Below are 24,604 nucleotides of genomic sequence, written 5' to 3' on the forward strand. Positions count from 1 at the left end.
AAAAGTCATATGACTTTTTGGTCATATAATAACTCTTTTGTATTTCTTAAATATTAACAAAATATTTGTTTTGTGATAAAATATAAATATAACAAAAATGGGAGGTCAATCTATGTATAAAAAACAAATTAAAAAGAAAAGTTTAAAATTATTTTTTGAAATATTTATATTATCTTCAATTATACTTTCATTTATAGTGTTTTTCACATACAAAGTTCGTATGAATAATTATATTAATATACTATTAGAAAATGAAAAAAATAAAATTTCACTTCAAAATGAATTTATAAAAGTTTTTATGGAAGATTTAACAAAAGACTTAAATTTTTTATCTTATAGTGAAATTCCTTATAGAGCATCTTATCTCAATAAAAATATTTCTTCTTTAAAAAATTCACAATTAGAAATCATTAATTTTTCAAAGTATAAAAAGGTTTATGATCAAATAAGATTTATCGATTTAAATGGAAACGAACAAATGAGAGTTAATTATAATAATGGAAACATAAAAGTTTTAAAAAAAGATGAGCTACAAAACAAATCTCATAGATATTATTTTAAAGATATGAAATATATAAAAAAAGATGAAATTTATGTTTCTTATTTTGATTTGAATGTTGAAAAAAAAGAAATTGAAGTACCTTATAAACCAACAATAAGATTTTTACAACCATATTATTATGATGGAGAAAAAATTGGTTACATAGTTTTAAACTATATTGGAAATAATTTTATAGAAGAATTTAAAAATATAAGAAAAAGAATGTATTTATTAGATGAAGATGGATACTTTTTAATAACTCCAAATAAAGAAGATGAATGGGGATTTATGTTTGGAGAAAAAGATAAAACATTTAAAAACTATTATCCAGAAGTTTCAAAAGAAGTTTTTTCAAAAAAAAGTGGAACTATAAAATTTAAAAATATAATCTATGTATTTAATACAATAGATTTAAAATTATTTTCAAATATAAAAAATAAAACAACATGGAAAGTTGTTTCATACATAAAAAATGATGATTATAAAAAAATAAGTAATAATTTATTTTTTAATACCTTAATATTATATATATTTATGATAATAATAATACTTATTGTTTCATATATTATAACAAGGTATAATTATCAAAAATTATACAATGAAGAATTAATAAAAGAATATGCAACATATGATGAACTTACTCATTTATACAATAGAAGAATTGTAATGAATTTTTTAAATGAATTAATAAAATTATCTAATAGAGAACATAATAAATTTTGTGTTTGTTTTGCCGATGTTAATAATTTAAAAAAAGTAAATGATACTCTTGGTCATGATTATGGTGATGATTTAATAAAAACAGTTGCAAGAATACTTAAAGAAACTGTTCGTGAAGTAGATATAGTAGGAAGAATTGGTGGAGATGAATTTTTAATTTTATTTCCAAAATGTGATAAAGAAAATGCTGAAAAAATTTGGAATAGAATAAACAAAAAGTTTGAAGAAATAAATTCAACCAATGAAAAAAAATTTAAAGTTGTCGTTGCTCATGGTATAGAAGAATATCAAAATAAAATGAATATTAATGAATTAATAAAAATAGCTGACCAAAAAATGTATGAAGATAAAAAAAGATTAAAAAGCAATCAAAATAAACTCTAATTATTTTTTATATATTCTTTTAAATATAAGCTTAAATTTATTTTTTGTGTAGTTTTTTCAAAAAAATAAAAATATTATTTTTTTGAAAAAGCATAAAATCTTTTATTTAAAATAGTTTTATAAATTAAATATCATTATCTTTAAAAAATTTTGAAGTTTCAACTAAGTTAAATTCTTATGCTGGAAAAGATTGGATTAAAGGTGAATATGTTGTAAAATATAAAAATTCTTTTCCACAAACAAGAGGTTTAAATGTAGAAGTTTTAAAAACAAACAAATTAGACAACAGCTATAAACTCTCTGTTATAAAAGCAGATGAACAAACTGTAAAAAGCTTAAAAAATAATTCAAATATTGAATATATAGAACCAAACTATGTATATAAAGCTTTTTCAGTAACTCCAAATGATTCTTATTATACATATCAATGGCATTACAACACAATAGATCTTCCAAAAGCATGGGAGATTTCAAAAGGTGAAAATGTCATAGTTGCAGTAGTAGATACTGGAGTTAGTTTAACACACCCTGATCTTAAAGGAATATTTGTAACTGGTCATGATTTTGTTGATAATGACTCTGATCCTACTGATCCTGCAAAAGATGAAAGTCATGGTACTCATGTAACAGGTACTATAGCAGCTCTTACAAACAATTCAAATGGTGTATCAGGTGTAGCTTGGGGTGGTTACGGAATAAAAATAATGCCTATAAGAGTTTTAGGTGCAGATGGTTCAGGTTCGCTTGACAATGTTGCTTTAGGTATTAGATATGCTGCAGATCATGGTGCAAACATAATAAATATGAGTCTTGGTGGAGGAGCTAACGCTCAAACATTAGCAGATGCAGTTAAGTATGCTCATGATAAAGGTGTAACAATAGTTACTGCTTCAGGTAATGACAATGGATCAATTTCTTATCCAGCAAAATACCCTGAAACTATAGCTGTTGGTTCTGTAAGATATGATTTAAAAAGAGCATGGTATTCAAATTATGGACCAGAATTAGATGTTGTTGCTCCAGGTGGAGATACACAAGTTGATCAAAATAATGATGGCTATGCTGATGGTGTTTTAAGTACAACTTGGAAACCAGATACTGGAGACACATATGTTTTCATGCAAGGTACATCAATGGCATCACCACACGTAGCTGGAGTAGCAGCTTTATTATACGCTCACGGTATAAAAAATCCAGAAGATATTAGAAATGTACTAAGAAATAGTGCAACTGATTTAGGAGATACTGGATATGATAATTACTATGGCGCAGGTTTAATTAATGCTTATAATGCTCTTACATATAATGATAATGGAAATGGTGGAAATGGTGGAGGTAGCACACCACCAACAACAGCTAAATTAAAAGCTTTTGTTTTAGGTTATGATTATTGGCAAGGTGGTTATGTAGTAATAAGTGATACACAAGAAGTTGTAAACGGTCATTATCAATTAAATGAAGTTCAAACAGGTTATACATCTTATGTATGTGTATGGCAAGATAATAATAATAATGGAAAAATAGATTCAGGAGATTATTGGGGATATGATGGAAGTTACAATTTCAAAGCAAACCAAAATTATAATGTTAATTTGACGGCAACTATAAAACCTTAAAACTCCGGGAGACGTGAATATTTTATATTCACGTCTTTTTTTAAGTTTCTTTTAAGTTCCAAAGAGTATTATTTAAGTAACTTGGAGGTGATTACATGAAAAAAACTTTAATGTTTATTATGGCACTTGCTATAATTGCTGGAGTTTCTAATGTAAAAGATTTAAACTTATCAAATAATGATATTCCAAAAACAGTTAATCAATTAGAACTATAAAAAATATATACCGATTACTTTTTTCATAAATATATACTCCCCAAAAAACAACCTTCAAACCAATGGTTTGAAGGTTGTTTTTTATTTTTTTATTTTAAATTCATCCAATATTTTCCCCTCAACATTTTTATAAACAAGTTTATCAGCATCTAAAAGTTGAGATACGGCCTTTACAGTAAAACTTAATGTATTTGATGTAGCTTCAACTTGTACAAAATGAGTATAATCTATTATATCTTTTTTTATCCATGGTAAAGGTGTAGCAGTATGAATTGTATCTAAAGGAGCTCCTCCACCTCCAGTTGTAATAAACACTATTCCATCTTTTTCATATCTTTCATAAGCATGTATATGACCATTCATTACAGCATCAACCTCATATTGTTTAAATATTGGCATCCAATACTTTATTAATTCATTTCCATCTTCTTTATTTTCTGCCATAGGTCCATATTGTTGAGACGTTGTCCAGAATGGGTGATGAAAAAATACAATTTTAAAAGTTTTATTTGTTGAATTCAAATCATTTTTCAACCAATTAATTTGAGCTTTAAAAGCCGTATCATTAGGTGAAATATTTGAATCAATCATGGTAAAATGAACACTTCCATAATCAAATGAATACCATCTTCTATTATAATCTCCTCCACCATTTGGTAAATCAAATGCTCTATAATAAAAAATATTGTTATATTCATGATTTCCAAGAGTTGGATAATAAGCCGTATAAGGAGCTAAAGGTTCTAATGCCCAAAAAAACTTTATCCAATCTTTTTCATAATTACCTTTTTCAACTAAATCTCCAGTATTTATAACAAAATCCGGATTTGTTTTTGACATTGAAATAACAACTTCTTTATGTTTTTTTTCATAACTCCTAGTATCTCCATAAACATCAAAAACAAATTTTTGTGGTTTTTCACTAAAAGTTTTAAAATAATAAATTGAACTTTCAAGAGGTTTTGTATATTTATTTCCAACAAATACCATATATTCATATTTTTTATTTGGTTTTAAACCAGTTATTCTTATATGATGCACATTTGTAGTATAATTTGTTTTATATCTTCCAACTTCTTTTTGATTATCATAAACAACTACAGTTGCAAGATCTGGATATAAAAGTTTGAAATTAACTATAACTCCATCTGTGTTTTTCGCAGTTAAAAATGGTTTATATAAAAATTCATTTTCTTTTTTTATATTTATATTTAAAGATGTTTTTTCATTTAACGAAATCTTTTCAAAGTTTAAAGTTCCAAAAACTGGCATTACATAATAATTATCTTTAGGAAGATTAAACGATACATCTCCATTTTCATTTGTATATCCAGTTGAAATTATATTCCCTTTAAAATCTACTACTTCTGTTAAAATATCTCTTGCAGGAATTGTATTCCTCAATTTTATACTGACTGTATAAGTTTTACTTTCATTCAATAATTCTTTTTGAAAATTTGATATACTTTTATCAATCTTAATAAATCTTGAAATTGTTGTTGTTTCATTTGGTTTTAGCTTTTGATATTTTGGAGTTATTGCAGTTGTATTTTTTATATTTATTATTTTAAATATCTTAGTTGAATTATAAGAATCATAATATAAAGCAACATTATTCTCTTGAATCATAAAGTTATTTTTACCATTAAACTTTTTAGATACAAAGTAAGGCATAGAAGAAGTATAATCTAAAATATCTGTAAACTTTAAAAATTGTTGTTTTTTAGAAATATTTTTAATTTTAGAAACAACAAAAATTGTGTTTTTATTTAACGTATAAGTTGTTTCAATGGAATATTTTGAACCGAGTTGTGTTAAAGCAACTCCATTATTTATAAACTTTAAATCTGTATTTTTTAATGTTTCTCCAGATATAAAATATCTCATCACATCTAAAGTATCGTACTTATACTTTTGTGAAAATACATCAATAATTCTACCTGAATTTTTATTATTTAAACCGCCAACAATAAAACCAACTTCATCATTTTCTACAAGAATATCACCTTTATTTGCGTCTGTTGATCCATATAACTTCAAATTTTTATCTACAACTTTTACCATTGAAAAAACATTAATGAATAATAACATCATTGTAAACAATAAAAATATTTTTTTCACTTCAAACACCCCTTTCGAATTAATATATAATTATACTATATTTTAAAAAAAAATAAAAATTTTAATCAAACTTTTTTATAATTCTTAAAAATTTTTTTTGATCATTTTCATTAAAACACCAAAAAGCTGTAATAGCAGTTTTCTTTTTTAATTTAAAAGTTTTACAAAATTCATCTAAATATTTATTTGTTTCAATACTAAAAGAATTTTTTAAATATCTTGAATAATTCCTAATAAAAATATCCATTATTTTTTTATCTTTTTCTTTTAATTCTAAATAATTATTTATAAATTTTTTTAATTTATCATCTTTTAAAGAATAGAGAAATATTTTTGCTAACTTTTTTCTTCCTTCATATATACAATGAGAGTTTTCTATAGACTCTATTATAAATAATTTTAATTTTAGATTTTCTTGAATTAATTCAATATTATTATTTAAAATGTCATTTATTATATTTTTTATATTTTTACTTATAAAAGGATAATTTTTCTTTCTATTTTCCTTTGACATATAATTTGATAATACTTTTATAATAAAAGTATTATCAAAATTTAATTTTAACTTATAATTCTTTATATTTAATTTCTTTAATTCATTTATAATTTCAAATGGAAGATTATTATTATATTTTATATTTAAACTCAAAATTAATTTTTGTAATGTTTTTGAATTTATTTTTTCTGTTTTATTATCCAGTATAGAATAAAAAGTTTTATTTGAAATTCCTGTTTTTTTATAAGCATTATGTATATTTTTTATATTATTTTTAATAAAATTTTTTAAAGTACTATTATTTTTATAAGACGATGTATTTAAAGAATAATAATTTTCATTAATATATTTTTTATAAAAAACTTCATCTATTTCATAAACAAATGAAGTTAAATAAAAAAATTTATTTTCATTATTGTGTTTTAAAACATGAATATACGTATCTATATACATTTCTATATCTTTAAAACTTTCAATATAATATCCTATATAATACATTAAATAATTTACAAACTTATACGAAATTTTGGGATGATCATAAGCTAAATACCATGAAACATTATTCAAAATTATTAAAATTGCACTAACATGTGGAATTTTAACAGATGTTTTTAACATCTTTAAATATGTAGATATTGCTTTTTTTATTTTATTTTCAGAAGTTAATTTTCTAGCTCTTCCTATATTTATAAAAATATAAGAAGATTCATCTAAAGTATAACTTTTACCCCATAATCTAATAGTTTTTGAAGTTTCAATAGATGCCTCAAAACTAAAAAAACCTCCAACCAAAGTATTCCTTGAAAGTGGAGGTATTTTATGCATTTCAGACTTTAATCTTTGATATAATATAGAAGCTTTTTTAACATTTACTTTTTTTAAATAAAATAAATACTCTCCCAACAATAAATATTTAACATTCTTATCATTACATAAATCTAAAGCTTTTATAATAAAATTTTTAAACTCATCATCATTTTTTAATTCTAAAGCTCTTATATAAAATAAAATATTCTCATTTTTTGTCGTTTTTTTAGTATAATTTATTAATGGTTTTGAATAAGAACCATACTTTGATACCATTTCCAAAAATCTATAATCTCTTTTTTCCATTTTTTCTCCTTTACAAAATTACATAAGATAATTTAGGTTCAAAATCAAATTTTTGTACCTTTAAATTATTAAATGAGCCAAACTTTTCCATTATTGCAACAGTTTCACCTGGCCATAAATTATTATTTGTTTCATCAAAAACAACTATCCCACCCTTTACTACTCTTGGAAACAAATATTCTAACGCTATCTTTGTTGGTTCATATAAATCAAAATCAAGGTACAATAAAGAAATAACTAAATGTTTATTATTCTCAACATACTCTGGTATAGTTTTTATTGCATCACCTTTAATTAATTCAACCTTTGGAAAGTTACTTAAATATCTATTCATATTATAAAGTTCCATTAATTCATTCATTTCTTCATAAACATCATAATTCGGCTTTAATCCCTTGGGTTTTAAATTTTTATTTTTTATATCTTCTCTAACTTTATCATTTTCATGAATACTTGGAAATCCTTCAAAAGTATCAAATCCAATTACCTTTCTATACAATGCATATGGTTCAAAAATAGTAGAAAATTTTGCCCAACTCATTACTCCACCACCATGATAAACACCACATTCCACTATATTACCTTTTACATTTTGAATTTTTTTAAACAATTCATATCTTGCAAGAAAACGTGCTAAAGTTTGTCTTCTTGTATACTTAGGAAAGTTATCAAATTTTTTAGTTATATTTGCTTTATACTTAAAAAAAAGATCATCTAAAGTCATAATTCACCTACTCAACAATATTTTATTTTTTATTAATTTAATTTTATATTTTATAAATTTTCTATTTCTTCCATTGACAAACCAGTCACTTGAATTATTTGTTCTTTTGTTAATCCCATTTCTTTTAATTTTTTTGCTGTTTCTATAGATTTTAACTTTAATTCATACTCTAAATCTTTTCTTTCATTATTTTCTTCTTTATCTAAATTACTAACAATTTCAACTTCTTTTTTATCAAAAGCTATTGAAACTTTTATTATGTCATTTATTCCATAACTTTTTATCTCTTCTTCATATTTCTTTTCATTTATCTGTTTTAATCCATTTTGAGCACTATTTAATAGTGTTTTTTCATTTTTATAGAACTTTTTAAACTCTATTATTATTCCTTTATCTGTTTTATCTTTTGGTATTAAAACAACATCTGCTCTTCCAAGTCCTGTTTCTCTATTACTCTTTATTATATACTTTTCTTTCAAACCAACGCTCATTCCAAGTATCAGTCCATGATAGAACCTTTCTGGTTCTTCTCCGCTAACATCAAAGTAACTCAATGTGTTCATAGTTAGTTTTTGAAAGTCTTCTTTAAACTCTTCTATATGTCCATTTATTAAGTTTATTAGTATGTTATCTAATTGTATATTTCCTTCTTCAAGCATTAATAATACTGTATCTTCATAAAACATTCTTACTTCTTTATTTGGAATAGCAAGTGTGTATCTTCTATAACCTTCTTTTGTTTCTTTAATCCATTTTAAGTAACCACTAAATAAAAATAATGTCCATATTGATTCATTTGAATTTAAGTATAAATCACCATAAACCATAGTTTCATTTATTTTACTTTCAATTTCTTCACCATTTATTAATTTTTCTATTTTATCTTTTAATTCAGCACTTCCTTCTTTTATTAACTTTCTTATTAAATAATTTCCACTCGTATTCATCCAATACAGACCTATCTTTTTTTCATCTACTAAATTTATTATAGAAAAAGGATTGTAAATTTCAACACCGCCAAAGTTATAACCATTGTACCAATCTATAACTTCTTTTTCTTCATATTCAAGCTCATAATACTTAAGTGTTTCTTCAACTTCTTCTTTTGTAAATCCATACTTATCATTTAATAAATTACTCAGTACGATTGAAACTTCAATATTATTTAATCCAGAAAATATACTTCCTTTTGTTACACCAGTTATACCTGTTAACACTGCTTTTTCAAGGTATACGTTATCTTTTAACGCAGAGGAAAATAAGTTTCCAATTAAAGGAGTTATTTCATCATAGTATCCATACAAATATGCTTGTTTTATAGGAATATCACATTCATCTATTAATATTATTACCTTTTTACCATAGTATCTTTCCATGTACTTTGATAAGTTTCTTATAGAGTTTTCATAATCTGCATCTAAAGCTTCTCTATCCATTATTTTATCATATATAATTTTTTCTTCATTATCTAAAACATCTAAAACATACTTATGATCAATGTACAAAGTTGAAAGTTCAGAAATTAATAAATCATGCATCTTTTTTAAGTTGTTAGATTTTAAATCTTTAAAGGTGATGTATATAACAGGATGTTTGTTCAAATGTTTTTCTATTATGTTCTTTTCTTTGTATATCTTTAAGTTTTTAAAGAGGTAATCGTTATTTTGAGTAATATCAAAAAAGTACTTCATCATAGATTGACTGAGAGTTTTCCCAAACCTTCTTGGTCTTGTTATTAATAAAACATTCCCACTTTCAATAACTTCTTTGATTAACAAACTTTTATCTACAAAATACATATCTTCTTCTATTATAGTTTTAAAATCACTTTGTCCTATTGGCAATCGTTTCATAGAATCATCTCCTCAATTCTAATTCTTTATATTTTATTATATCAAAATTACTTTAAAATATAAAAAACAGGATTTCATCCTGTTTTTTTTAGAATTTATTATATTTTTTTATTTATTTCTTCACCAACAAACAAACTGATTCCACATGAGGAGTGTGTGGAAACATGTCTACTATGTGTAAATCTTCTATTGAATAAAAATTTTCTAAAGCTTTTAAATCTTGTGCTAAGGTTTCTGGATTACAAGATACATATATTATTTTTTTAAACGATTGTCTTTTTATAAATGAAATAACCTTTGGATTGAGTCCTGCACGTGGTGGATCAAAAACAACAAAATCTGGTTTTGGAAGTTCTTTTATTTTGTCTTTAACATCTCCACATAAAAACTCAACATTGTTTATATTATTCATTTCAGCATTTAATTTTGCCATTTTAACTGCTTCTTCAACTAATTCAACTGCATACACTTTTTTTACATACTTTGATAATAATGAAGCTATTGTTCCCGTTCCAGAATACAAGTCATAAGCAACATCTGCATTTTCAACGTATTTCATAGCTGTTGAATACAATACTTCAGCCCCATGCGTATTCGTTTGAAAGAATGAAAATGGTCCAACCTTAAAACTTAAATCAAGAACCTTTTCATGAAAAAACATATCTCCAAAGATTACTTCAAGTTTATCAGCTTTTAAAACATTTCCTTTTGAGGTTGTTTTACTGTGCAAAATGGATACTATCTTTCCATTTAATTTTAAATTTTTTAATTCTTCTGCCCATAATTGTATATCGCCATCATTTTCATCGGTAAAATCAGTTGCTATATTTATCAATATTTCATTTGTATTTATACCTTTTCTTACAGATAAATGCCTTAAATATCCTGTATGTTTTCTATAATTTCTGAAAGTATAATCTCTTGAAGAAAAAAATTCTTTTGTACAAACAACTATCTTATTAAAGTCATCATCAACAAGTTTACAATCTGGTGTATAAAAAACATCGAACTTTTTTTTCCTACCTCTAAAACCAACAATAAGTGGTGCATCCTTTGCTTCATTTCCAAAAGTATACTCCATTTTATTCCTATAAGCATATATTTCTGGAGAACCAATTATTCCATGGTATCTTTTTGGAGATAGCTTTAAATTTTCAAATATTTTTAATACTTTATCCTCTTTTTCCTTTAATTGATTTTCATAATCTATATCAAGTTTTGAACAAGCACCACATCTTCCATATGCTGAACATAAATCCATTAATTATCCACCTCATCTTTTATAGTATTAACTTTAAGTATTTTTAAATTCATTGAATTATTTTTTAAAGTATTTCCACTTATATAAAAAGAAGTATTCATTTTTGATAAACTTGTTATTTCAAAATTTTCGTATTTTTTTACCAAAGATAAGGTACCTTCATTTACGTTAAGCGTATAAATTATACCGTTTTTCATATTATTTTCTTCTCTATACCCATATAAATATATAGTTCCATCTATATTTTTTATACCGTTTATCTTTTCATTATAATTTGATTTTATTCTTACAGAACTTCCAAATCCATTTTTTGAACTTATTTTTACATAACAATGATTTACTGTATCAGAATAATTTTCATAAAAAATATATATTGTATTTTTATACTTGAAAAATCCAACTGGTTTATCATCATTTGAATCTCCGTAAGTATTAGACCATACTTCTTTTCCATAATAATTCAATTTTATTCCATAAACATCATATCCACCATATCCAAATGATTTCGTCATTCCTACTACTAAAAATCCGTTATCTTTAGTTGGAAGGACATCAGTTAATATTTCTATACTCTTTCCTCCAAAAGTGTTTATCCAAATTCTTGTACCTTCATTTGTATATTTGGTTAAGAAAATATCTGATAATCTATTATTTACAAAAATATTTCCTCCCATAATATAATTATTTTCATCTATATTTTTTACAATAATTCCACTATCTCTTCCGATATCTCCATAATTTGTTTCATAATTTACAGTACCATCTGTTGTAGTATTTACCATATAAGCATTTCCATTTAATCCAACTGATGTTGTATCTCCAACCAATATTATATTTGTTGATACAGTAGAATCGTGAGTTATAATTGCATCTTTAAAAAATTCTGTTTTTGGACCACCAAAAGTCATTTCTTTTTTAGGTTCTAAATATTTATTAAATATCCATAACTTTGCATTCCAATCATTTTTTTCTTCATATCCATACATATAAAAATTATCATTATCAGCAATTGCTCCATAAGAATATTGATCATATGGTTTTATAAATTCTTTTACAATGTTAAAAAAAGTTGTTTTAAAGGTTTTAACATAAATAAATTTTTTATACTTTAAAGGTTTTAACTTTAAGGTATAAGTTTTTTCTTCATCTAAATTAAGGGTTGTAGTTGTTCCCACAATTGTTGTTAAAGAAGAATCTTTTGTTTCTAACAACATTACAAACTTTTTTATCTTTGATGAGTTTATTTCTAAATTAAATTTTCTTGTGTTTATGTTTTCTTTTAAATTTGTTTGTATCTTTATTTTATTATTTTCAAATAAAGATTTTAATAGTTTATTTGCATAAATTATTGTTTTATTTATTTCTTTATTATTCTTTAAAGTGTTAATTACTTTGTTTATCGTTTGAGTTGATAATTCTGATGTTTTTATAGTATCTGTTGAAATGTTAGTGATTGAACTATTTAATGTAATTTTAGTTGAAACATTTGTATTTGAACTATTTTTTGTGGTATCTGTTGAAATATTAGTAGTTGAGCTATTTAATGTAATTTTAGTTGAAACATTTGTATTTGAACTATTTTTTGTGGTATCTGTTGGAATGCTGATTTTTAAATCACTATCTACATCTTTTATGTAGTCAAAGAAATCATAAAATTCAATGTACTTTGTTACATAATCTTTTATACCAACAAGAACAGAATTTTTATAAACTCTTGGTTTTGATACTATTTTTAAAGAATTAATAGATCCATAGTACCAAAGTGTTTTTCCAGATATATCATAAGACTTTATACTTTCACCAAACACTATATACTCTTTTTTATTTATTGGAACAAAGTAATCTATTTTTTGATTTAAAGTTTTAGAACTTTGTATTTGCAAATTAGAATCAAAAAATATCAATGTTCTATCTCCAGATATTATTACTGAAGTTCCTAAAAAATCAAAAATTTTTCTTTTTAAAGAATCATATTTAATTTGAAAATCATATTTAGAAATTATTTCAAAGTTTGGATTATATAAAGTCAATCCATTATTCGTCATTACCAATATATTATTATTTTGAAATAATTTTAAAGAATCTACATATTTGCCATTTAAATTATAAACATTTTTTTTAATGTTATTTTTTAAAAGATAACAGTAATTTTCTGTAAATACATATATTTTATCTTTTACCTTTATAATTTTTTTTGCATTTAAATCAGATATTTTTTCAATGTTATCATCATATATTTGATATATTCCATTTTTAGATAAAATAAAATTATCTTGAATTTTTATAAAAGTATCATTGAATTTTTTTAATAATTCTTCATTTAATTTAAAATCTAATATAGAAAAAGTATTATTGAATAGTACATATATTTTATCTTTTATTGAAACATCAATAATTTTATCTTTATATTTTTTTGTAAAAATTACATTTTTATCTTTTATTATATCAATTGAAGTCTCTTTAATTCCTATAAACATGTCTTTTATTTTAAAAACATTTTTATAATTTCCAAAAAAAATCCAAGAAATATCTCCTTTTTTCAAGTTTCTTGTTTTAAACTTAAAAATATTACTTTCAATTTTATTATCTTCATAGTAACCAATTACTTTCCAATAATATGTTGTATTAGGTTCTAAAACATCTCCTGCATAAAAGTTAGAATAAGTCTTTTCAAGCTTAATGTTTTTATTTAAATCAGAAATATCTTTTGATAAAAATAAATCGTACTTGATATCTAATTTTTCATCTATATTCCATCTAAATATACTTTTTATATCAACATTTTTATCATTATTTTTTGGAGAAATTACTTGTATAGATACTCCATATATAAAGGTAGAAAACAATACAAAAAGTATTAACCCTAACTTTTTCATATAAAACACTCCTAAAAGTCTATTACGACTAAAAATCTAAGTAATTCTTTTATTTTATCATCATTAAATTCAGAGTCTAATATTTCTTGTAAGCTCAAATTCAATGTCATACCAGAAATTAAAACCTTTAAAGCATCTTCAAAACTTTTAATTTTTATTTCTAATAAAGTATCAAAGTCCATAAAATAACTTTCGTATTCAGAAAGTACTTTAGCAAATTTAAAGCTTAAGTCTTTAATTTCTTCAATAGTATTTTGAACAAAAACTTCAACAGTAGAATTTTCTCCAAATATTCTATCTTGATAAATTCTCAACAAAATTCTTCCAAAAGCAATTCCAAGTCCATCCTTCCATAAATATTTAGACAATACAGTTGAAATTCTTTCAGATAATCCATAGTTAAATCCCGATAAAAGCAATGAGTTTGTTATTATTTCTAAACCATTTGGCATCATTTTTGAATCAGTATTTTTTTCTTTTAACCATCCTATATGTGTTCCATTAAATTTATTTTCTTTTAGTTTTTCTGCTAAAAGTTCTGGTATTAATATACCTTCTTCATTGAAGCTTTCAAATATAGATTTTTCAATATCTTTATTTACATTTTTTTCTAACTTTTCTACAAATTGTTCTATATTTTGTAATCTATAAGGTAAAGATAAAAATAAACCTTCTGTATTTAAAAATGATAAATCTTTTATTGCCTCTTCAATATTTCCAGAAGAAAGTTCAAAAATCATTTTAAATGTTTTATAATTATTTTTCAAATCTTCATTTTCATTATAGAGTTTAAAAAATAATTCTTCATCTTCCATTATAGTTGATAACTTTAATAATGTAATCCTTATTAATTCTTTGTTTTTATCAGTTGCAAGTTCAAAAGCTTTCTTTTCGGTTTCAAAAGCTAAAATATATTCACCAATATTTTTATATTCTAAAGATAATTCATGAAATATATAATCTTTTTTATTTAACTCAGCAGCTTTTTCAAGGGCTTTAATAGCATCTCTATGTCTTCCCAATTTTGAAAGTGCATAAGCATAATTATAATATAGTTCAAAGTTTTTTGAATCTAATTTAAGAGCTTTTTCATGAAAATTCACAGAATCAATAAATCTTTGTATTTGATTAAAAATAACCCCAATTCTTTGATAAGCTGGTATAAAATTCTTATCCATATCTAAGCATTTTTTTAAATATTCAAGCGCTTCAGTAAATCTACCATTTTCGGCATAAACATCCGCTATCTTCAAATTAGGTAGAACAAATTCTCTATTCACATCTATTGCTTTTTGATAATATTCAAACGCTTCATCGTAAATTTTTCTTTCAAACATTAAATTGCCAAGTTCATAGTAAGAATAAGCAAAGTTACCATTCATTGAAATTGATTGTTTAAATTCAAATTCAGAAAGTTCAACTTCCTTTATTTTTTTCAAATACAAAGCGTTATAAAAATGATATCTATAATCATAAGAAGTTTCTTTTGCTTTTTCAAGATATTTTTTTGCCAAAGTTAAATCTTTTTCAAGATTCATTTTAAAAGCTTCAAAATAATAAAAAACTAAATATGATCTATAATAATCATCTTTTGAAACTTCGTTTGCAGCCTCAAGTCCCCTTAATATTATATCTAAAGGTAGTTTGTTTGTTTTACTTGCTTTTTGAAAATCTTCAAGTAAAACTGGTAATTTTATTGGTAAATTATGTAATTTAGCATAATCTGGTTTTAAATCTATATATATTATTGAATATTTTGGTTTCATGTGCACCTCCATTAAAATGAATATTCATAATTTAGATTAAATTTCAAATCTTGTTTTTCTTCTTTTATTGTCCATCCATCCCATACAGAATTATAGGTTGTTGTTCCTATACCGCCTTTAAAAATTCCAAAGTTTGTTTTTAATTCACCATACAATTTAAACTGAAGTTTTATATCCTTATAATAGTACACTTGTAAAAGCGGATAAATTCTTAAATTATCTAAATAAAAATTATAAGCAATATTAGAAAAACCCCATAGCTCATCTGCATAATTTATATAAGCATATATTTCTGGAATCCAATTTATTGTAAAGTATAAAGTTAATCCTTTTTTTAAAAAATCCACATTAAAATAATAGTAATAAGTATTCATTCCTTCTTTAACTATAGACTTTGTTGCAAGATAATATGGCTCTGAATAATTATAATATCCAAAATTTAAAGACAAATCATTATTTCCTGCATAAAAGATTAATAGTGGAGATTTTTTTTCTTTTTCAGGACAAAGATAATTTAAATCTGCCTGTTTAGAAGATGACCAAAGCATTCCAACTTTAAAATCATTACCCACAACAGTATATAAGGAACCAACGTTTAATGGATTGTCATAAGCACGATATTCTATATCAAACAAACCATCATAATTAAAAAAATAAACTGGAATAATCTCATAATTTTCTTTTGAAACTTTATCAGCACCAGAATAATCTCTTATTGAAAAAAAATACTTTTTTTCAAAAAAATTCGTATAATACTTTAAATAATACCCTCTCCCAGTCATTAATGTATTTTTATAACCAAGATTTAAAGTTTCATTTCCAAGAAAACCCATAAAACTCATATAAGCATATGGAGTTTTTGAATATCCAAAATCATAATTAGATTTAAAAGTAAAATATGGAGATATTAAGTTTATATTTCCAAAAATTGATGTATCATAAAAATAATCTAAATCATTTTTTTCAACATAAGCAGTTATTTTATTAGTATTTTCAAGAACATAATATGTATTTGCAAAGCTATTTGGGTTACTGATTTTTCCATTGATGATATAAATTATATTTTTATTGTTTTTTTGAAATATAGTTTTTTCTAAAATTTTATTATTTTTTTTCAAATAATAAAACGAATATATTCCATCTTTTGGAAGTGGAATATAACACTTTAATTTTCCATTTATATAAAAAAAATCATAATTTTTATCTTCAAAGACCAATTGAATATTTTCTGAAGTATCTCTTCCTGTTATAACAAAATTTAAATATCCATTTTTTATATAAACACTTGAGAATGATAAACAAATTATTAATATGAATATAAAGACCAATACTTTTTTCATTTTACCACATCCTTAAAGGCTATCTTTTTAGATAAAAAATAAAAAAATCCAATGCACATACCTAAAAAGCCAGCATACATATCTTTTATATCAAAAACATGATACTTTGAAAAAGATTGTAAGTATTCTGTAATTATAGGCAATGATAAATAACTAAGTGTAGTAAGTATTTTTAAATAAAATTTTTTAAGTTCACTAACAGCCATGAAAGTTAAATCAGCACCTATAAAATAAGCTATAAAATGTATTATTTTATCTTCACCTTTAAAATCAGAGTAATTTACTATAGGTTTTGAAACAGATAAATATATTATTAAAGCAATATATATTAATGTGGAAAAAATCCAAAAGTACTTTTCTTTTTTCAATAGAATCACCTCAAGTTTTAACTTAAAAGGCACATCAAAGATGTGCCTTTTTAAATTTTTCTATAAGTTTCTGTTTTATCATTATCTTTTTTTAAATGAATTATTCTATCATAAGTTTCTTTAGCCATCTTTTCAATTAAGACTTTTAAATCACTATTATTCCAATCTTCTTTTATTATTTCTAAAAGTTCATCAGAAATAATAAAATGTTTTTCTGAACTTTCATCAAAATAAATATCAGTTAAAATGTTTTTTGATAAATCCGAATAAATACTTTTTAAAAGTATCGATACATGTTTATTAAAAAGTTTTGGGATCTCATAAATGTTTTTTTGTAAGTTTAAATCATTATGAAAAGCTCCATGTAAATCATTAAAATACTTAACAAAAGACTTCATAAAAATCCCTCCTTAAAATTTAATTTTTCAAAGGATATGTTGATGTTTTAAAAAATTCTTCTTTAAATTCTCTAAACCTATCTTCTTCTATAGCTTTTCTCATAGCTTTTACAAATGAAATATTAAAATGAAGATTGTGAATACTAATTAATGTTTTTGCAAGTAATTCATCTCTTTTGTATAGATGTTTTATATAACCTCTAGAATGATTTTGACAAGCATAACATGTACAACCTTCTTCAATAGGTTTATCATCAAATGTCATCTTTGAATTTTTTAAATTTAGTTTGCCTTTCCAAGTTAAAGCAGTTCCATGCCTTCCCATTCTTGTAGGCAATACACAATCAAACATATCCATTCCATTTTCCACAGACAAAAGCATCATTGTTGGAGATCCTATTCCCATTATATATCTTGGTTTATCTTGTGGAAGCTTATTTGCAAACTCTTTTAAAACTTTTTCAGATTCTTGATAAGGTTCTCCAACAGCTAAACCACCAAGAGCATAACCATCAAAAGGTATGGAAATTATTTGTTCTAAACTTCTTTGTCTCAAATCTGAATAAAGTCCCCCTTGCACTATTCCAAATAATGCTTGATCATCTCTATTATGAGCTTCATAAGAACGTTTAGCCCATCTAAATGTTCTATCTACAGATTCTTTAAAATAATTATAATCAGTAATTTTGGTATCAACACATTCATCAAATGCCATTGCTATATCAGAACCTATTGTTTGTTGTATTTCCATTGACTTTTCTGGACTAATCATTATTGTTGAACCATCTAATGGAGATTTAAAGGTTACACCTTCTTCTGTTATTTTTCTCCCTTTCAATGAAAAAACTTGAAATCCACCAGAATCAGTTAAAAGAGGTTTTTTCCAATTCATAAAGTTATGAATTCCATTAAAATGATTTAAAACTTCAAGACCGGGTCTTAAAAACAAATGAAATGCATTTGCCAATATTATTTCTGATCCAACTTCTTCAATCATTCTTCCAGTTAAACCTTTTACCGTTGCATTAGTTCCAACAGGCATAAAAACTGGTGTTTCAATAATTCCTCTTTTAGTATGTATACGACCGCGTCTAGCTCCAGTATACTTATCTACGTGTAATAATTCATATCTTATTTTATTCATTTAATTCCTCCAAATAAATTTTGCCAATACTATTTATTAATTATAACATAATCAAGTTATATATTTGTGAAATTTTCAAAAAAATACGTATGAATTTATTAGAAAAGATGGAGTACTTTTAATTAAAAAATTAAAGTATTTTTTAATGTTATTAAAATGTTGTATAATATTTATAGTGGAGGTGAAACAAAATTGAAAATAAAAAATAAAATATTATTATCAATAATCTTAATTGTTTTATTTATATCCATTGCTTATGAAACAATATTTTATATAAATGAAAAAAAAGATACAAATAATGAATTCATTAAAAACTCAGAATTAAGCATTAAATTAATTGATAATGCAATAAACTTTTTTATTGAAGGAAAAAAAGCAGATGTTTCATCTTTATCTTCCATAATTAAAGAAACAAAAGTATCATCGACAACAATGAATTTATTTAAAAATTATGTTAATAATCATAAAAATACAACTTTTGCTTTTTTTGGAAGCTCAAATGGTGAATATTTAGAGTATCCAATACCCAAATTAAGTAAAGATTATGATCCAAGAGTAAGGCCATGGTACTTAAAAGCTATAAATAGCAGTGATGTTGAAATAATAGATCCTTACTTAACCTTAGCAAGTAAAGAATTAATGGTTAGTATAGTAAAAAATGTTAATAATTTAGGCGTTGTGGGAATAGGAGTTAGTTTAAAAAATTTTTATTTATTATTAAAAACCATTAATACTTTTAAAGATACTTACTTAATATTATTAGATGAAAAAAATAGAATTTTAATAAACACTTACAATAATTCTAACATACTCAAAGATGTTTCTACCCTTTCAAAAGATCTTAATTTAAAAAAAGAATCTGCTCTTATAGATAATAATGAATATTTAGTTCTTAAAAAAAATTCTCAATTCTTAAATTGGAAATATATTATCTTTAGTAATAAAAGTATAATATACAAAAAAATATTAAACTTTAATAAAAATCTTTTAATTATGTTTACTTTATTTTTTATAATTTCAATATATTACGCTGAAATAACAAGTAAAAGTATAACAAAACCTTTGGAGAATTTATCAAAAAAAATAAAATTGATAAAAAATAATAATTTTGATATTACTTTTGATATTAATAGTGAAGGTGAAATTGGTACAATAGAAAGATCATTGGGAATGATGACTATTTCAATAAAAAAATTATTAAACGAAGTTGAACAAAAAAATGAAAAACTTGAAAAGTTAAATCAAGAAATCTTAAATTCAAATGAAGAGCTCTCAGATTTAAATACAGAATTAGAAAGTATGTATATAAAAACCGAAGAGTTAAATACTATATTTGAAAAACTAATTTCTATAATTTCTCAAATAAATTCAAACGTTCATGAAGAAGAAATTTTTTCAGATTTATTAACACTTGCAATAGATATAATTCCAAATGCAGATACAGGAAGTATAGCTCTTTTAACAGATAAGTTTGAATTTGTTGCAGCTGTTGGACACAACTTAAAAGAATTACAAAAGATTGAATTAAAAAAAGAATACATGATAAAAGTTAAGGATATTACTATAATAAAAGATGTAAACTATAAAAATATAAATATTATGCCAAAAGAAGTATTTGAAAAGTTTAAAAAAGCCACAAAGGAAATAAGTGAATCCTTAATTTCTCCAATTTATGTTGGAGAAACTTATATAGGAAACTTATCTGTAGATATTTTAAAAGGAAGTAATAAACACTTTGGAAATGATTCGAAAAGAATTATGAAAGCATTATCTACTATTTCTTCTTCCATTTTAACAGTTAAAAATTACAGTAAAATACAAGGAAAATTACATTCTCAAATAATATATTCATTAATAAAAATACTTGAAATATATGATCCTTATACAAAAGGACACTCTGAATTTGTTGCAAAATATTCATTTGAAGTTGCTAAAAAACTCAACTTAAATATGGAAAAATGTAAAAAAATATATTGGGCTGGACTTTTACACGATATAGGAAAGATATTTGTTCCAAGTACTATTTTAAATAAAACTTCAAAATTAACCAATGAAGAGTTTGAAGAAATTAAAAAACATCCAATATCTGGATATGAAATTTTAAAAACTTCAGAAGAACTTGAAGAAATAGCAAAAATAGTTCTTCATCATCATGAAAGATATGACGGTAAGGGATATCCATATGGATTATTGGAAAAAGATATTCCAATAGAATCAAGAATAATAACGGTTGTTGATACTTGGAATGCAATGACAAGTAATAGACCTTATAGAGAGGCCTTAAATATTGAATATGCTATAAAAGAATTGCAAAAAAATAGAGGAACACAGTTTGATGCAAATTTAGTTGATGTTTTTTTAGATATAATTTTAAATAATGAACAATTTGAGTAAATTGTTACTATTAAATTTTTAAATTCTTTGTTTTTTTTTACTTAACTTGTATGATATAATTATTTTGTATGTTAATACAAGGGGGTATTGGGATGAATTTAAGGGGAAAATTTTCACTTTTGATGATAACAATGATATTTTTTTCATTGTTAATTATCACATTTTTTGTAGTAAGAATAAGTAGTAATTCATTAACTTCCAGTTATGCAGATAAAATGACAGCAGTAGTTTCCAAAACACATGATACTCTTCATGGTTTTTTTGAAAGTTTAGAATCAGAATTAAAATTATATTCAGAACTTGAAAATATTAAGCAAGCAATTTTTGATTTTGAAGACTCTTATGTAACTATAGTTGATACTTATGGAAAAGATGGGTTAGTTGAAAAATTTAAAAGAGCCTATATTACAAAGAATCCATTTAAACCTAAAAACAAACTTGATACTATAGATGATTCTAAAATAACAGATGATGAAAGAGATCAATTATTACTTTACGATATTAATCATAGTACATATCAACCTTTCTTGAGAAAAGTAATAAATAAAATGGGGTATGGAGATATTCTGCTTTTAAACAAAGAAGGCGTAATACTATATACAGTAAATAAAAATACAGACTTAATAAAAAGTGTTACCAATGAATTAAAAAATACTAACTTGGCAAAACTATACAATATATTAAAAAAGTCTAATGATAATAATGTACACATGGTTGATTATGAAACATATTCACCAACGGGTAATCCTGAAATGTTTGCTGGTATATCTTTAAAAAATGACGATGGAGAATTACAAGGATACTTAATAATTGAAGAACATATAGAAAAGATAAACAATATTTTAACAAGTACTATAGGACTTGGGGAAACAGGAGAAACTTATATAGTTGGTACTGACAAATTAATGAGAAGTAATTCGAGATTTTCAAAAGAACCAACAATATTAAAAACAAAGATAGAAACTGAACCTATTGAAAAAGCCTTTAATAAGCAAGAAGGTTGGATGATAACCAAAAATTATAGAAATGAAAAAGTAATAAGCAGTTATAAAAACTTTAAACACTTTGAAATTAATTGGGCATTAATTGGTGAAGTTACCTTAAAAGAAGCAAATAAAGGAAGTTCTAATATAATAAGATTGACAGTAATTATTTTAATAATAGAATTAATTATAGCATTTATTTTATCTTACTTTTTTACTAGAAAAATGACAAAACCACTCGAAGAATTAGTTAAAAATATAGATGATTTTGGTGAAGGAGATCTTACAATAATACCAAAAGTTAAAACAAAAGATGAAATAGGTAAAATGGCAAATTCAATAAAAAATATGTCTGAAAACTTAAGAGAAGCTCTATTGAAAATAAAAGAATCATCTTTAAAACTTCAAAAAAATTCACAAGTACTATCTGATGTATCATTAGAATCGGCAGAAATGGGTAAAAAACTTGCAGAACAAAGTAAAATAATAGAAAACAACTCTGAAAATGTTGCAGCAAATGTTCAAGAAGTAAGTGCGGGTGTAAATGAAGTTTCAATGGCAGCACAAAATGTTTCTGAATCTGCAAGAGAGCTTTCTGAATTGGCAGGAGAAACTAATGAAGATGCTGAAAATGGCTATACATCATTAACAAATGTTGTAAATGTGGTTAATGAAGCTATTGAACAAACAAATTCTGCAAAAACAACGGTAAATGAACTTGTAGAAAATGCAAAAAATATTGGAGAAGTCGTTGATGCAATAAATACCATAACAGAACAAACAAATTTATTGGCATTAAACGCTGCTATTGAAGCAGCAAGAGCTGGAGAAGCTGGTAAAGGATTTGCTGTTGTTGCAGACGAAATAAGAAAACTTGCTGAAGAATCTAAAAAAGCTACAGAAAAAATAAGTGTTATATTAGAAGATACTAAAAAAATGTCGCTTAACGTAAATAATGTAACTTCAAAAACATCTGATATGATGAACAAAGCTGGAATAGATATAGAAAGTGTAGTAACAAAGTTTGAAAAGATTAAAAATAGTGTAGATCAAATGGGAATGATGATAGAAACATTAACTGCAAATTCTGAAGAACAAAGTGCAAGTTCTGAAGAAATGGGCGCTGCAATGAGCAAAGTTAGCGATATTATTATGGATATAAACAATCAAATAAAAAGCTCAGGTGATTTAATAGATCTTCAATCTGATGGTGCAGAAAAAGTTAATGAAAATGCCAAAGAACTTTCAAATCTTTCTGAAGAATTAATGGAAAACATAAAAAAATTCAAACTATAAAATAAAAACACCGCTTAGCGGTGTTTTTATTTTATATACTCTTTATACATATTCAAATATTGTTCAACAGAAATAGTTTCAGGTCTTGATTTTGAATCAATTCCACAGCTCTCTAAAAAATATTCTACATCATCTATTATTGACTTTAAATTATTTCTTATAGTTTTTCTTCTTTGCGAAAAACAAATATGAATAAATTTAAAAAAATCTTTTGAATCTACATTATACTTATTGTGCTTAGTTAATTTCAAAACAACTGAATCTATCTTTGGATTTGGAATAAAAGCCGACTTAGGAACATCTAAAAGTTTTTTTACATCACAAAAATATTGAACAAAAACACTCAATGGACTATAATTTTTTCCAGAAGTTGCAATTATTCTTTCTCCAAATTCTTTTTGAACCATTAAAGAAGCTTGAACAAAATTTGGGGTTTCTATAAAAATCTTTTCAAGAATTGGTGAAGAAATATTGTAAGGAATATTTGCAATATAAGCTATTTTTTTATCTTTGTATGGTGTTAAATCAGCTTTTAAAAAATCACCAAAAATTATTTCAACATTTTTATTTTTAAAACGTTCTTCTAATAAAGATTTTAAAGTTGTATCTATTTCATATGCAATAACTTTTAAACCTGTTTTTTCTAATTCTTCTGTTAATGTTCCAGCACCTGGACCTATTTCAATTATATAATCTACATCTTTTATTTCTGATTTTTTGACTATTTTTTTTGTATATAAATCAGAAGATAAAAAATTTTGACCATACTTCTTTTTTAAAATTATTTGATACTCTTTTAACCATTCAGATGTTTTTTTCAATTTTTTCCTCCGTTGTTTTAAACTTTAAAATTTTTTTTATTTTATTTATAATTTTTTAATACTAAAATAAAAAAATTAATGTTACTTTTAATTAATAATTAATAAAGTCAATTAGTTGTATAATTAAAATAACTATTTTTATTATATATTGTAGCAAAATTTTATTACTGGAGG

The 24,604-nt window shown here is 23.9% G+C and carries 16 protein-coding genes; 4 read left to right on the forward strand and 12 right to left on the reverse strand.

Features of this window, described 5'->3' with window-relative positions; genetic code table 11:
• Window positions 1-112: 112 nt before the first annotated feature.
• Complete coding sequence (locus IGS63_RS01480; RefSeq protein WP_190615281.1) at window positions 113-1,645, forward strand: sensor domain-containing diguanylate cyclase; 1,533 nt, start codon at window positions 113-115, stop codon at window positions 1,643-1,645.
• 488 nt (window positions 1,646-2,133) lie between these two features.
• Window positions 2,134-3,261: a S8 family peptidase gene (locus IGS63_RS01485; protein WP_232521336.1), complete on the forward strand. Its 1,128-nt coding sequence runs from the start codon at window positions 2,134-2,136 to the stop codon at window positions 3,259-3,261.
• A 296-nt stretch (window positions 3,262-3,557) separates the two neighbouring features.
• Here the strand turns inward: IGS63_RS01485 and IGS63_RS01490 are convergent, their stop codons facing one another.
• From IGS63_RS01490 to tgt, 11 genes are all read right to left on the reverse strand, one after another.
• On the reverse strand, window positions 3,558-5,597 hold the full coding sequence (locus IGS63_RS01490; RefSeq protein WP_190615282.1) for a purple acid phosphatase family protein: 2,040 nt from the start codon (window positions 5,595-5,597) through the stop codon (window positions 3,558-3,560).
• A gap of 61 nt (window positions 5,598-5,658) precedes the next feature.
• Window positions 5,659-7,206, reverse strand: a complete 1,548-nt coding sequence (locus IGS63_RS01495) for a hypothetical protein (protein ID WP_190615283.1) — start codon at window positions 7,204-7,206, stop codon at window positions 5,659-5,661.
• A gap of 10 nt (window positions 7,207-7,216) precedes the next feature.
• Window positions 7,217-7,930, reverse strand: coding sequence for a TylF/MycF/NovP-related O-methyltransferase (locus IGS63_RS01500; protein WP_190615284.1), 714 nt, complete (start codon window positions 7,928-7,930; stop codon window positions 7,217-7,219).
• Window positions 7,931-7,980: 50 nt separating this feature from the next.
• Window positions 7,981-9,783 carry an AAA family ATPase gene (locus tag IGS63_RS01505; protein WP_190615285.1) on the reverse strand — a complete coding sequence of 601 codons (1,803 nt, stop codon included), beginning with the start codon at window positions 9,781-9,783 and terminating at the stop codon, window positions 7,981-7,983.
• Between the two features lie 112 nt (window positions 9,784-9,895).
• Window positions 9,896-11,044, reverse strand: a complete 1,149-nt coding sequence (rlmD, locus tag IGS63_RS01510) for a 23S rRNA (uracil(1939)-C(5))-methyltransferase RlmD (RefSeq protein ID WP_190615286.1) — start codon at window positions 11,042-11,044, stop codon at window positions 9,896-9,898.
• Window positions 11,044-13,920: a hypothetical protein gene (locus tag IGS63_RS01515; RefSeq protein WP_190615287.1), complete on the reverse strand. Its 2,877-nt coding sequence runs from the start codon at window positions 13,918-13,920 to the stop codon at window positions 11,044-11,046. Before IGS63_RS01515 ends, rlmD begins: the two co-directional genes overlap by 1 nt.
• 11 nt (window positions 13,921-13,931) lie before the next feature.
• Complete coding sequence (locus IGS63_RS01520; protein WP_190615288.1) at window positions 13,932-15,686, reverse strand: tetratricopeptide repeat protein; 1,755 nt, start codon at window positions 15,684-15,686, stop codon at window positions 13,932-13,934.
• Window positions 15,687-15,697: 11 nt separating this feature from the next.
• Window positions 15,698-17,026, reverse strand: a complete 1,329-nt coding sequence (locus tag IGS63_RS01525) for a hypothetical protein (protein ID WP_190615289.1) — start codon at window positions 17,024-17,026, stop codon at window positions 15,698-15,700.
• Window positions 17,023-17,394: a VanZ family protein gene (locus IGS63_RS01530; protein ID WP_190615290.1), complete on the reverse strand. Its 372-nt coding sequence runs from the start codon at window positions 17,392-17,394 to the stop codon at window positions 17,023-17,025. Before IGS63_RS01530 ends, IGS63_RS01525 begins: the two co-directional genes overlap by 4 nt.
• A 50-nt stretch (window positions 17,395-17,444) precedes the next feature.
• Window positions 17,445-17,792, reverse strand: coding sequence for a hypothetical protein (locus tag IGS63_RS01535; RefSeq protein ID WP_190615291.1), 348 nt, complete (start codon window positions 17,790-17,792; stop codon window positions 17,445-17,447).
• Between the two features lie 19 nt (window positions 17,793-17,811).
• Window positions 17,812-18,936: a tRNA guanosine(34) transglycosylase Tgt gene (tgt, locus tag IGS63_RS01540; RefSeq protein WP_190615292.1), complete on the reverse strand. Its 1,125-nt coding sequence runs from the start codon at window positions 18,934-18,936 to the stop codon at window positions 17,812-17,814.
• A 192-nt stretch (window positions 18,937-19,128) separates the two neighbouring features.
• On the opposite strand from tgt, the gene IGS63_RS01545 reads away from it, so the two are divergent.
• Both IGS63_RS01545 and IGS63_RS01550 read left to right on the forward strand, forming a co-directional pair.
• Complete coding sequence (locus IGS63_RS01545; RefSeq protein ID WP_190615293.1) at window positions 19,129-21,330, forward strand: HD domain-containing phosphohydrolase; 2,202 nt, start codon at window positions 19,129-19,131, stop codon at window positions 21,328-21,330.
• 92 nt (window positions 21,331-21,422) lie between these two features.
• Entirely contained in the window at window positions 21,423-23,609 is a 2,187-nt protein-coding gene (locus IGS63_RS01550) for a methyl-accepting chemotaxis protein (RefSeq protein WP_190615294.1), read from the forward strand.
• Window positions 23,610-23,635: 26 nt separating this feature from the next.
• Here IGS63_RS01550 and rsmA read toward each other — a convergent pair whose 3' ends face one another.
• Window positions 23,636-24,430, reverse strand: a complete 795-nt coding sequence (gene rsmA, locus IGS63_RS01555; protein ID WP_190615295.1) for a 16S rRNA (adenine(1518)-N(6)/adenine(1519)-N(6))-dimethyltransferase RsmA — start codon at window positions 24,428-24,430, stop codon at window positions 23,636-23,638.
• Between the last annotated feature and the right edge of the window lie 174 nt (window positions 24,431-24,604).

The sequence above is a fragment of the Tepiditoga spiralis genome (assembly GCF_014701195.1).
GTDB lineage: Bacteria > Thermotogota > Thermotogae > Petrotogales > Petrotogaceae > Tepiditoga > Tepiditoga spiralis.